8 protein-coding genes and 1 pseudogene are annotated in these 11,864 nt (G+C 56.1%); 8 read left to right on the top strand and 1 reads right to left on the bottom strand.

Annotation, left to right across the window (positions count from 1 at the left end; all coding sequences use genetic code 11):
* Positions 1-166: 166 nt before the first annotated feature.
* On the top strand, positions 167-913 hold the full coding sequence (locus EOB36_RS19445) for a LuxR family transcriptional regulator (RefSeq protein ID WP_128285478.1): 747 nt from the start codon (positions 167-169) through the stop codon (positions 911-913).
* A 16-nt stretch (positions 914-929) separates the two neighbouring features.
* On the opposite strand, the pseudogene EOB36_RS19450 reads toward EOB36_RS19445, so the two are convergent.
* A pseudogene (locus EOB36_RS19450) lies at positions 930-1,165 on the bottom strand (transposase); the annotation flags it as partial.
* A gap of 719 nt (positions 1,166-1,884) precedes the next feature.
* On the opposite strand from EOB36_RS19450, the gene EOB36_RS19455 reads away from it, so the two are divergent.
* The 7 genes from EOB36_RS19455 to EOB36_RS19485 all read left to right on the top strand — a co-directional run.
* Positions 1,885-2,601, top strand: a complete 717-nt coding sequence (locus EOB36_RS19455) for an SPASM domain-containing protein (RefSeq protein ID WP_224571099.1) — start codon at positions 1,885-1,887, stop codon at positions 2,599-2,601.
* A 1,055-nt stretch (positions 2,602-3,656) separates the two neighbouring features.
* On the top strand, positions 3,657-4,913 hold the full coding sequence (gene ectB / locus EOB36_RS19460) for a diaminobutyrate--2-oxoglutarate transaminase (RefSeq protein WP_128285479.1): 1,257 nt from the start codon (positions 3,657-3,659) through the stop codon (positions 4,911-4,913).
* The gene (locus tag EOB36_RS19465) at positions 4,906-5,745 is read left to right on the top strand and encodes a hypothetical protein (RefSeq protein WP_128285480.1); all 840 of its coding nucleotides are present in this window, start codon (positions 4,906-4,908) and stop codon (positions 5,743-5,745) included. The genes ectB and EOB36_RS19465 overlap by 8 nt, the downstream gene beginning before the upstream one ends.
* Positions 5,746-6,760: 1,015 nt before the next feature.
* Entirely contained in the window at positions 6,761-7,690 is a 930-nt protein-coding gene (locus tag EOB36_RS19470) for a 2-oxoglutarate and iron-dependent oxygenase domain-containing protein (protein ID WP_128285481.1), read from the top strand.
* 178 nt (positions 7,691-7,868) lie between these two features.
* The gene (locus tag EOB36_RS19475; protein ID WP_128285482.1) at positions 7,869-8,288 is read left to right on the top strand and encodes a DUF2267 domain-containing protein; all 420 of its coding nucleotides are present in this window, start codon (positions 7,869-7,871) and stop codon (positions 8,286-8,288) included.
* 909 nt (positions 8,289-9,197) lie between these two features.
* Positions 9,198-10,685 (top strand): aldehyde dehydrogenase family protein, encoded by a 1,488-nt coding sequence (locus EOB36_RS19480; RefSeq protein ID WP_128285483.1) that lies wholly within the window; start codon positions 9,198-9,200, stop codon positions 10,683-10,685.
* Between the two features lie 851 nt (positions 10,686-11,536).
* Positions 11,537-11,864: ABC transporter permease subunit (locus EOB36_RS19485; RefSeq protein WP_164897558.1), on the top strand; the 328-nt coding region annotated here is incomplete at its 3' end.

Raw genomic sequence — 11,864 nt, forward strand, 5'->3', positions numbered from 1 at the left:
AGTCGATTGACGACCTGAAGAAGAAGCTTCGCTCGAAAGCTGGCACGACTCTTGAGGGTACTCCAGGTGGCGGAAGGAACTCCGGCTCGAGTCCGTTGACTTCGGATGTTGCGAGGCTGGGTTGGAGCTAACTGTGCACCAATGAGAACGCAATGAAGGAGACATCATGGAACTCCGGCGGATCCCGATGGAGTTAGACCTATTCCTCGAAATGACTGATGATGTCGCTCAATCCGAACAGTTGTTCGAACTGTTGTCTGCGTTTGCGCTGAATTTCGATTGCCCGTGGATTGCCTATGGGCCGCTCGCATCAGAGAGGGCTTTCAAGCCGAACCGAGAGGGTTCTGTGGTGATGTGGAATTATCCTGCTGAATGGCAGGAGCGCTACTCGAGAATGGGCTATGCCAAAATAGACCCCCTCATCAAGAAAGGTCGAAAGGAGGCGGGACCCTTTCGATGGAGCGAGGTGTATACCGATGAAAGCATAACTGAAGATGGACGCCGCGTTCTGGACGAAGCAGCAACATTCGGCTTGAGGTCAGGCGTTACCATCCCATTACATGGCCCCGCTGACAGCTTTAGGTTTATGAGTTTTGCTCAATCCTTAGACTGCGAATTGCTAAATAGAACGATCACCTACCTGCACATGGCCGCGCTGCGGTTTCATCAGATGGTTACGAAGTTCGACACTACGACTGCGTCGGAACGAGTACATAACCTGTCTCCGAGAGAAATACAGTGCATTGATTGGGTGTCGAAAGGAAAGTCGTCATGGGAAATAGGAACTATTTTAGGCAGATCACGAAATACGATAGATTTCCATTTAAAAAATGTAATGCGGAAGTTGGATGCGACCAGCAGAACGGTAGCTGTTGTAAAAGCTTTGAAACTTGGGATTATCCAACCGCCGTAGGTGCGCAGCTAGTTCTCCGCCCGTAGTAGCGCGCGTGATAGCCGAGACGCTCCGGCGTGCGCTCGCTCTTCGAAGCACCCAGCGCCTCGTCCATCTCGGCCTCGAGCACCTCCTGCATCATGGCGCGAATCACCTCGTGCAATCCATCCGGGTTCGAAAGCAAAATGTCGTTGACGCTGCTATGGCGGATTTATCTTCAGGCTTGGTCCTGGTGGCGATGCTGAGTTCGCTTCGCTGAGATTGGGCGGTCATGACAGGGTGGTGTTCAATGTCACCGATTCCTGGAAGAAACTACCATCCGTATTAAGCGACTGACGATGAGTGATGTGTGTCCAAAATCTGACAGCCGTCGGAAAACATGTCGGGTTCAATACAGCGGAGCGTCTTAGCCCTGTCGGGCTTTTCGAAGCCTATCTCGCAGTAACTGCGCGCCAGGCGCACTAGCTCGGCCTTTGCTGGTCGATGTGCGGCAATATAGTGTGAGGGCTGACCCGCATGAGAACACGGAACTCGCTCGATGAAGGATGATCGACGGCATCCAGAAAGCTTCTCTCCGGCGGGTTCGAGGGTGCTGCGCGCGCATCTCGGCGACGGGCCAGCGACCAACGGTTGAGGCTACATCTCCGGAGCGAGTGATGCCTCGAAAGATGCAATGCTGTCTCTGGTCCGACGCGCTGGAAGTTTGTGAAGGGTCGGCCCGGCAAATCGGTGAACCGGGCGGCTTAGGCTGCCAAAAAGGGTAGATGTCTGCGTTGCCTCGGTAGATCAGCAGGCGGTATCAGAAAGCCAAAGGCACACGCACACCATCGTGGCGCTTCGCAGGAAGTAGATGGGAGTAATCACCAGTGATTTTACCGGAACTTCGCTCAGCAAACACAGCCGGCAGGGTTTTGGAGATAACGACGACCACGGGATGCGTCGTAGGATGTTCATATTGTCCCCAGGACAAGTTCGCGGTCCGGCAAAGAAAAGTGTCTCATGCGAGTCATCTGGATCTTGAAGATTTCAAGCGGTGTCTGGCCCGCGTACCGACTTCCGTCGACATTGGTTTTGCGGGATACTCCGAACCTTGGCTCAATCCGGACTGTACCGAAATGGTGGAGCACGCCTTCGCCAAAGGCCATGGCATCAGGATTTTTACGACGCTGGTGGGAATGAACGGGCAGGACCTGCAGCGATTGCAAGCCTTGCGCTTGGGCGTATTCGTGGTCCATGTTTTCGATGACGGCACCTACATGAACAGCCGCCTGGTCGGAGACAAGTATCGCGATCTGGTTCGTCAACTCGTCGACGCGGACATCCCCTTGATCCGATTCGTGGCCTTGGGCGAGCCCCACCCAGATATAGCCGACATTATTCCTACCGAAGCCCTGATAAAAGCGCGGCCGGTGAGCAGTAGGGGTGGAAGCGTCGACCCTAAGATCGTTGCACCACGTCAGCCAGTGGTCGGAGCCCTAACCTGCGTGGACGCACGACAGTATCGGAATGTTCTTCTTCCAAACGGCGACGTTACCCTGTGCTCTATGGATTTTGAACGGCGTCACGTATTGGGCAACCTTCTATATGAGGGTTACTCCGCTCTGTTTGAAAAGCCAGTTTTTCGCGAAATCGTCGACCGCATGAATGGAGCAGATGGTTTTCTGCTTTGCAGGATGTGTGAATTCGCCGACCCAAACGACCGGACCTGAGTGCATGCCGGCCGAGAGGGCGTGCCTGGCAGTGCGGATGGCCCCACGACAGATGCACCTGCCCGCGACGCCATCGTGTTTTCACGTTACGCCAGTATGTTCCTGTAGGCGCGGCAGTGGGTCTCGAGCATTTCGGAGACGAGCTCATCGAAAGGTCTTCGCCTTCCAACCGAGCTTGTCGGCCTGCCTAGCTTGAGGTAACGCCGATCACAGGTCAACCATCGGTCGGATGGAAACAGTGTTAGTCGATCCCGATCAGAGCTTGATTGCTTACTCACGGCTCACCTCGTCAACGCCTTCACCCTCCCGGACGATCTCCTTTTCGACTCGCCTGAAGGCAGCAGCCCAGCTGCGGCCGGGGATGGTTGCCGTCGCGGTAGTGGACGTTCTCGAAACCGATGCGGCCCTTCGCCAGCGCGTCTCCCGGTTGCTTCCGCCTGGCCTACGAACGGGCTTTCCGTCAAGGGGGTTGGTCCACGGCGGCCCCGCCCTCTTGATCCGGCGGCTCGGGCCAGACATCGCGCAAGAGATCGGAATCCGCATTCTTCTCAAAGAGAGCGTGGCTTTCGCTGTGTCATCGGTCATCAAATAGTTTCTTGAATCAGGTTGGTGTCCGCAGCCCGAGGTTGAACGGCGAATATTGATGACCGCCGCGAAGCCGCTCGCTCGCTACGGCGCTATTGAGGAGCGCGCTCGCGAGCGGCTTCGCTACCGCCGAGCGACACAACCTCTGGCGACGCGACCCTGCTGATCTCCTTGGACATTTGTCCGGAGGCGCTATGGGCAGCGATGGGTGGTACGTCAACTACCTGATGCCATAGTAGCGATGCTTTCGCGGAAGCTTTAGAAGCCATCCTGTTGCAGCACATTCTCCGAAAGCATCCGAATGGAGGGCAACGCAACCCAACAATATTTGATGAGGATGCCGGCATCACCAGACTAACCAAGGCTGCCTCCGGCATTCTGCTCTCAATGTTAGATGACGAACATCTACCGCGAGCAACCAGCCATTAATCGCTCTCTTCTTTGAACGACCCAAGTGCAGAGGACTCAATATGAACACCGACCCTTTCACGGCCCATGAGTCCAACGTTCGTCGCTACGGTCGGTCGTTTCCCGCCGTCTTTGCGAGGGCACTTGGGGCCACCATCTGGGACGAGACCGGTAACGCATACATCGACTTCCTCGTTGGGTCCGGGGCGCTCAATTACGGGCACAACAATCCGGATATCATGGCGCCGGCGATTGAATATCTCGTCGGTGAGAACATTCTTCTGTCGCTTGATATGCATACGGCGGCAAAGCGTGACTTCATTGAAGGGTTCGTCGATTGGATCCTGAAACCCAGAGGCCTTTCATACAAGATTCAGTTTCCTGGGCCGACCGGCACGAACGCCAACGAAGCGGCTCTGGCGCTGGCGCGAAAATACACCGGCCGCTCGAGCGTCATGGCCTTTACGAATGCGTTCCACGGTATGTCGCTCGGCTCTCTAGCGGTGTCGGGCTCGGCCTCAACCAGGGAACTGGGAGGCGTCGCTCGCCACGATGTGATCCGTGTTCCCTATGACGGCTATCCGAGCCAAGCTTTCGATTCCGCCAGTTACATCGACAGCGTTTTGAGCGACCCGGGGAGCGGCATAGAAAAGCCTGCCGCAATTATACTGGAGACCATCCAGGCGGAAGGCGGCATGAACGCCGCGTCTGCAGCTTGGCTCATGGAAATTCAGCGCATTTGCCGCACGCATGGCATTGTTTTTATCGTCGACGACATCCAGGCAGGTGCGGGCCGAACTGGCGACTTCTTCTCATTCGAGTCTGCAAAAATCGAACCGGATATTGTGTGTCTTTCTAAGTCCCTAAGCGGTTCAGGTAGTCCGTTGTCCATCGTTCTGATTCGACCCGACTTGGACATATGGAAGCCCGGAGAACATAGCGGGACCTTCAGAGGAAACAATTTCGCCTTCGTGACGGCAGGAGCCATGTGCAAGATGTGGTCGGATAGGAAATTTACTGCAGGTGTCGAGCGGACAGCCGTCAGGCTGCAAACGCACCTCGATCGCCTGGTTGCGAAATTTCCAAGATACATCGAACAGAAGCGCGGCCGCGGTCTGATGGCCGGCCTGAAATGCCGTTCACCGGCAGTTGTCGGCCGCGTGCACGATGTCGCATTCGAAAATGGCCTTCTTATCGAATCCTCGGGGCCAAATCGCGACGTTATCAAAGTCCTCCCGCCGATAACCATCACCGATGCCGAACTCGATCGTGGCATCACCATCCTTGAACACGCACTACAGGAGCAAGACAATGCCTAGTCAGATATCTCAAGTGCCAGCCATCTTGCCGGTTTTGATCAAAGAACGGACCGGGTCGATCAACACGGCGGAGATCATCTCGGTCCTGAAAGGTGAGCTCACCGCTCTGCACATCAAGCAAGCTTTCAGCACCGAAGTAGCCGAGGAGATCACTACGAACTTTATTGGAAGCTCCGGTCTCAGAGAGCGTAAAGATGGTGTGCCCGGACAATATGTCGGCGCATCTCACTACAGAAAGGATGCAGCCACCTATTTCGCAGACGCCGAAAACGCGCGGCCGTACGTCGATGCCCTTTTTAAGAGTTTGGTTGACCCGGTTCGAGCAGTATTCGGGGCGTTGAAGCGAGAGCTTCACAAACAGGGCATCGAATTGCGGCTGGCGCGTTCCGAACACGGCCAGGCCAACGTTTGTCGCGCCCTCAGTTGGTCGGGCTCAGGCACGTTTTCCTTGGATCCACACGACGATGTCGCTCAAGTCCTACGTGCTGGCGATGATTACGAGCTTTCTTCGGTGGCACACAACACTGTCGCAGCACTCAACTTCTATCCCAGCATGCCTGAGGAAGGCGGCAATCTGAAGCTCTGGAGCCACAAGCCGACGGTTGCGGACCGGATATCGCAAGGTGTGGAGACCACTGGATATCCCTATTCGGCAGCCTATCTGGAGGCCGTCCCTTGCCGCGAGTTCGAGCTCAAAACCGGGGATATCGCCCTAATCGATGGCGGCTTCGTTCACGGGGTTACCGGTCAATCAGGCAACGGAAAGCGTCGCGTGCTGCTGAATTGCTTTTTCGGATTTGCCCGGCCTGATCTTGTTCTCTGGTGGACCTGAAATAGGAATGTCGCAGCGACCGACCGGATTTAGCCGGCAGTTAAAGCGTGAACATCCTTCGTCACGGGGGACTTGCCACGGGTGATTTCCTCTAGCTGCAATTAGAGTCCATCCTAATTGATGTAGAAAGAAGATCACTCGTGGCGTGAGTTCCAACGAGGACATCGTTGCTTGCAAGGAGCCGGCCTCCGAAGCAGGGAAAGAAACATGTGGGTCGTCGCACGAATTCTTTCTTGCGATCCGCGACGACTGCGGCGTCATAGCTTTGACCGGTTGAAAAGCCATTGACCATCCCACTGAGATGAACGCCTTGGATCCCTCGCCTCCGGCCCCGTCGCGTGCGTAAAGCGTCTGCCCTGGTAAGTCAGCACGGTAGAGATTGGGCCGGAATATTCTCATGCATCATGGCGCGCCACCTCCCGTCGAAAGCACTATCGATCTCGCCGTGCCAAGACCGATCTCCCCGCGTGACTTGACCTCGCTATCCGCGGCTGACGGCTTGGGTGGAAGGCACCATCGACACACTTTAAAGACGGCTCAATATAAAAACGAAACAATCTTAGATTCTAAGTTTTTGAAAGATTTCTCGAAAGGTCGCTCCGACTTTGAAAGCTGGCCTGACTCCTGGTCGCCGCGCAGAGGAGAGGCCGAATACCTCGCGAGCAATTGCCAGTCTGTCCTCACGGGAACTCAAACGTCAGTTCCTGTCCGGTTGGCTCTTGAAACAGAAGTCCGTGACGGTAATAAGCTTCGTACACCAGGAAATGTAGTTAGTGACACCCCCCCCCAACGTAAAAGTAGGCGAAATCAAATACAATATCTACGTTGTTTAAAATTAAGGAAATTGTATTATATCTTTAATACATTAGTTGTTGAATTGCCCCAAATAAAATGATATTGATCCCTAAGTGAACTTTATCAGGAGGTCTCATTCTTTCATTTTACTTAGGAAGAAACTGAGTCGCCAGATTTTCCAGGAGCCCAACAGGGGGCGCCGATACAGACGGAGATGACTATGACCGCGCTACCGCAAATCTCATTGACGAAACTGTCTGCCGATGCGACGGGACATGAAGAGCAACAGCGCTTGCGCAATGCATGCGAGGTGTACGGGTTCTTCTACCTTATCGAGCACGGAATCCCGAAGGAACAGATCGCGGATGCCATCGACGCGTCCCGGCGGTTTTTCGCGTTGCCACTGGCTACGAAGGAACGCTTCGGTCACGCCGCACAAAACGTGTACCCCACTATCGCACGTGGATACAGTCCGCTGTACGGCGAAATCCTGCATCCTGAGGCCGGCCGCGATCCAAAGGAAGTGTTCGATCTCGGAATCGACAACGAAGGCGATCGGCGTCCGTTTGCGGGGAGCACACTGTTTCCGGATGAGGCTTTGGCTCCTGGTTTCGCGCGAAGCCTGCTTGCCTTGCAGGCTACCGTGCTCCGCGAAGTCGTCCCGCAGCTCGGAACCGCGCTTGCCGACGTGATCGGTTTGGAACAGGGCTGGTTCCAACGGTATTTCAGCCCGCCGACGCTCGAGCAACGCGTAATCCGGTATCCAGCTCGCGGCGGCACGTGCGCTAAGCACACCGATGGTGGCTTTTTCACGCTGCTGCTGCAGGAGGAACTCCCCACCCGGTCGTTGCAGGTGTGGTTGCGCGGGCGCTGGATGCCAGTGCCGAGCCTGCCCGACAGTCTCGTAGTCAATTTGGGCGATATGCTTCAGGCTTTGTGCGACGACCGCTTCAAGAGTACGCCGCATCAGGTCGCGCACAATGGTCTGACCGACCGAATTTCGCTTCCCTTCTTTATCTATCCCGACGTCGACGCGCGCCTGACTTCGCTGGAAGGGCGCCACACCTTCAGTGTCGCGGAAATGATGCTGCGCAATTACGAGTCAGTCGAGACAGGGAATGGCGCCGGGCGCGCCCGAGAGTTGCAGTAAAGTGTCCGGTGTCCTCAGGCTGCCTAAAAACTCATGCGACGACCACCTCGGGGTGACACGCTGGGAGAACTCACGCAAAATCCCGCGTCGCGCGTATAGCGCGGCGGCGGGCGGACGGAAGCCGTCTAGTCATGGTCCTTGCAGCCCTTAGACAACCTTTAAGAACAGAAAAATACTCATGTTCGTGAGTCATGACCTCACCTATGCATTGCAGGCGACCCAGAATTGGGTCAGCGATCTGGCGTGGAGACTTCGTTGGAATGATCGCGAGCGGGTTTTCCTAGCTTTGATTGCAACGCTGCACGCCCTGCGCGACTGCCTGGGTCGGGACGAGGCCGTGTACATGGGTGCGCAGCTGCCAGCCTTACTGCGCGGCTTTTATTACGAGGGTTGGCACCCCGGCCGACGGGCCATAGCCAGAAACCGGAATTCGTTTCTCGATCGGATCCACGACGGCGTCCACCGCGACCCGGCAGTGGATCCGGAAGAGGTCGCCCGCTCCGTCCTAGGCCAATTGGCGGACCGTTTGTCTGCAGCAGAGATCGAAGAGGCCAAGGCTGCAACTCCAAAACCACTGCATGATCTTTGGCCAGACTGAGAGACGTCTGCCCATGAGCATAGAGACATGAAGCCATCGGCTTGGGAGCCTTCGACCAGGAAAGTCGCCGGCGTTTCCATTTCCGCCAAAACTGGCGGTAAGGGCTCGAGGCCAGCGTTTTGAGGGCGCATCACGGCCCTAGGCCCACTTGAAAATTGGCCAATCTCAGACCCATCGAGCCAACAAAAGCGACCGGAACTCTGAGCTGCATAATTCGACCGCTGTCCTGCTGCTCAGTGAAGGCTGATGAAAGACCATCGCGGAGCCAGTGAGCGCCTCCTCGGCTTCATCCTGCTGACACCCAGCCAATTGGCGCCAGAACGCGTCGCTCTTCGCCGAATTCTAACACTATCCCCGTGGGGGACACTCGTCTCATCAGCTCTCATTCAGTATGGCGTCAAACATCTTTTCAGCAAATAATGGTTGGGCTGTTCGTGTTTGCTCTAGGGCAGTATGGCATCACCGATGTCGCTGGCGACACGATGCCGGAATTTGCCGCTCCAGTTACTCCTGTTGGGTAATCAAAGAATGCTCGTCTGGCTAACAAGACAAAGTTACGCCTATATAATACGTTTCCAGCAAATGCAGCCCACGTATCTGGTAGGTACCCGAAGGTAGAAGACAAGCTATCATCGCGGGAGAGGAATTGGCTAAAAGGAATTTCAATCCTTGCGATTTGTCGGTCTTAGCGCGGGAGCTGCGTCGTTATCGGTCGTGCGTGGGGCGGGGGCAGGTGGCGATTGAGGCATCAAGAAATGCGATCCTCATAGGCAAGCAGGAATCGACCTCCGCTGTCGGCTTCTTCGAAGCCTATTTTTGCGCTCAGAAGCCCAAAGGCGGTTTTCCCAGAATACACGTACGAAACGTTTGATGCTCAGTACCAAGAGGAACCGGCGGCGATCGACAAGCATGGCTACTTCAGAAGTGATCAAGAATTTCATCGATGGGGAATGGAGAGATTGTTCGTCCGGCAAACGGATCGAGGTTGGTGACCCTTCAAACGGGGAGACGGTAGCGGTTATCGCAGAGGCAGGACCTGAAGAAGTACATCTCGCCGTTGCTGCCGCCGACCGTGTCTTTCGCGACCGCGTTTTGATAGACATGCACCCGTACGACCGTGGGCGCATGCTTTTCCGCGTGGCGGACGCACTTGAGGCACGCAGCGACGAGGTCGCGATCATTAACTGCATAGACACTGGGAAGGCGTTGGACCTTGCCCGTGGCGAGGTTCGGACCGCCGTCAGATACCTGCGGTACTACGCTGGCTTGGCGGACAAGCTCGAAGGTCGCTCTATTCCGCGGGGCGCGGATCTTGTTGACTATACGGTCAGAAGCCCCTTCGGAGTGTCAGCCCAGATCGTTCCTTGGAACGGCCCCCTCGAACTGACGGCCCGTTCACTAGCTTGCGCCATTGCAACTGGTAACTCAGTGGTAGTGAAGTCCCCCGAACTGGCTCCTTTATCAGGCATAGAACTTGCTCGCGCCTGTGAGACCGCGGGCCTGCCTGCCGGAGCCGTAAACGTGCTCACTGGGTACGGCCAGACGGCAGGCCAGGCGCTGATCGATCATCCCGATGTTCGCCACATCGTCTTTACGGGCTCCATGGCAACCGGGCGAACCGTCCTCAAGGCTGCAGCGGAGCGCATCGTACCCTGCATCATGGAACTGGGCGGCAAATCGGCCGCTGTCGTTTATTCCGATGCCGATCTCGATGCCGTCGTGGAAGCGGTGCGTATCGGAACCTATCTAAATGCTGGCCAGAATTGCAACAACCTCACAAGATTGCTTGTAGAGCGTTCAATCGCTGATGAAACGTTAGAAAGAGTGAAGGCTTGCGTCGAAGGACTCTCAATTGGACCAGGACGCGAAAACTGCGACATCACCCCGTTGATCTCTCAAAAGCAGCGAGAGGGGGTCGAGAGCGCCTGCCGGATGGCCCTGTCGCAAGGGGCACGGCTTGTGGCCGGCGGAACTGCACTTTCGGTGCGAAGCGGCTATTTCATGGCGCCGACTGTATTTGCCGATGTCACGCCCGATAGTAGTCTTTTCCAGAAAGAAGTCTTCGGCCCTGTTCTTTCCGTTACTGCTTTCGATGATCCGATAAAAGGGATCGAACTGGCCAACGATACCGATCAAGGCTTGGCAGCGGGCGTTTTCACCCGGGATATCGACCGGGCTCTTTGGAGCGCGGATCGCCTTTGGGCTGGCCAAGTGTACGTGAATGGATGGTACGTCGGCGGCGTAGAAACGCCGTTCGGTGGAGTGAAGAAGTCTGGCTACGGCAGGGAAAAGGGTCAGGAAGCCCTTGATGGCTACGTGCAGACCAGAAATATTGGCATCCGGATCTCACAACCCTTGTCTGGTTCGGGCAACAGCGTCCGCAACAGCTCCACTTGACCTAGTTGTCGCCAGCAGTTGTTCGCCATCCGCCACACGTTGGGTGTGGCGGCCGAGACGCCGGCATTTGCCAAGCTTTTTCGTTGCGCGAACGTAGCGCCGGACGCGATGGGCTGATCAGAGGGCCGCGGCTGCCAGTTCAGGATTGAAAATTGCTCATCTTATTGCGGTTCAGGTCATACGTCTGGCCCGCGGCACCGCCACTCCCTCTTTTCGAGCAGAATTTCTCGGGCATCATTCGCGAAGATTCCGACGATCTCGAACGGGTACCGCGCTGCCTTATGGACGGCCTTGGCGTCGTTGGCGAACGCTTGCGTTAAAGCTCCAGCGATGCGGCGTCAGCTCTTGCCGGAAGGGCCAGCACGTTCCGCATGAGGACCCGCAGCTCTGCTATGTCGCGCACTGCACCTCGCCACCCTGATGCCTTCTGCGCATGTGAGATCACGCGATTTCTGGTATTCCGGGGAGGGGTCGCTGCCGGACGGCGCCAGCCAGGTCATTGCAATGTGGCGGATGCCGAGTTGCTGGGTACGGCTTCCCGCCGGGGTTGACGCATAGGTCTCCCCCTGGCGCTTCCCATAACGGAATAGGTCTTTCCTCGGTCGGATTGTGCGCCAATACCAAAAAGAACGCAGATTTCCTGCGGGGGACGAGCCATACGAGCCCAAATCGGTCTTGGAAGCGTGCTACCTTAACGGCCAGACGGAGGGTTATGGAAGGACATTTGCCGGGTCATGTGAGCTCTGAGATTCGACCCTATGCCCAAGAGGCAGGACCGCAGAGCTAGCGCCCTCCACTGACGGTGGCATTCGGGACTAGGCCTTACTTCCGATGCGTAAAGAGGATGGTGAATGTCAATTTTGGAGTTTCTCCAACAATTTAAGCCCGTTCTACTGCAGGGAACGCTGGTCACATGCACGCAGTTCCTGCTCGCTGCTCTCATTGCGATCTTGGTCGCCCATGTGGCAGGACTTGGAAAGATTTCGAGAAACCCGCTGGTCCGCGGCGCTTCGGTGATTTACATTGAAGTGTTCCGCGGAACGTCGCTGCTAGTGCAGCTATATTGGATTTTCTTCGTGTTGCCGCTGTTTGGTATAACGCTTCCGAACTTCACCGCCGGCTACATATCCGTCGGCCTCAATATCGGTGCCTATGGCGCCGAGATTGTGCGCGGCGCCA

The sequence above is a fragment of the Mesorhizobium sp. M6A.T.Cr.TU.017.01.1.1 genome (assembly GCF_004023115.1).
Classification (GTDB): domain Bacteria; phylum Pseudomonadota; class Alphaproteobacteria; order Rhizobiales; family Rhizobiaceae; genus Mesorhizobium; species Mesorhizobium mediterraneum.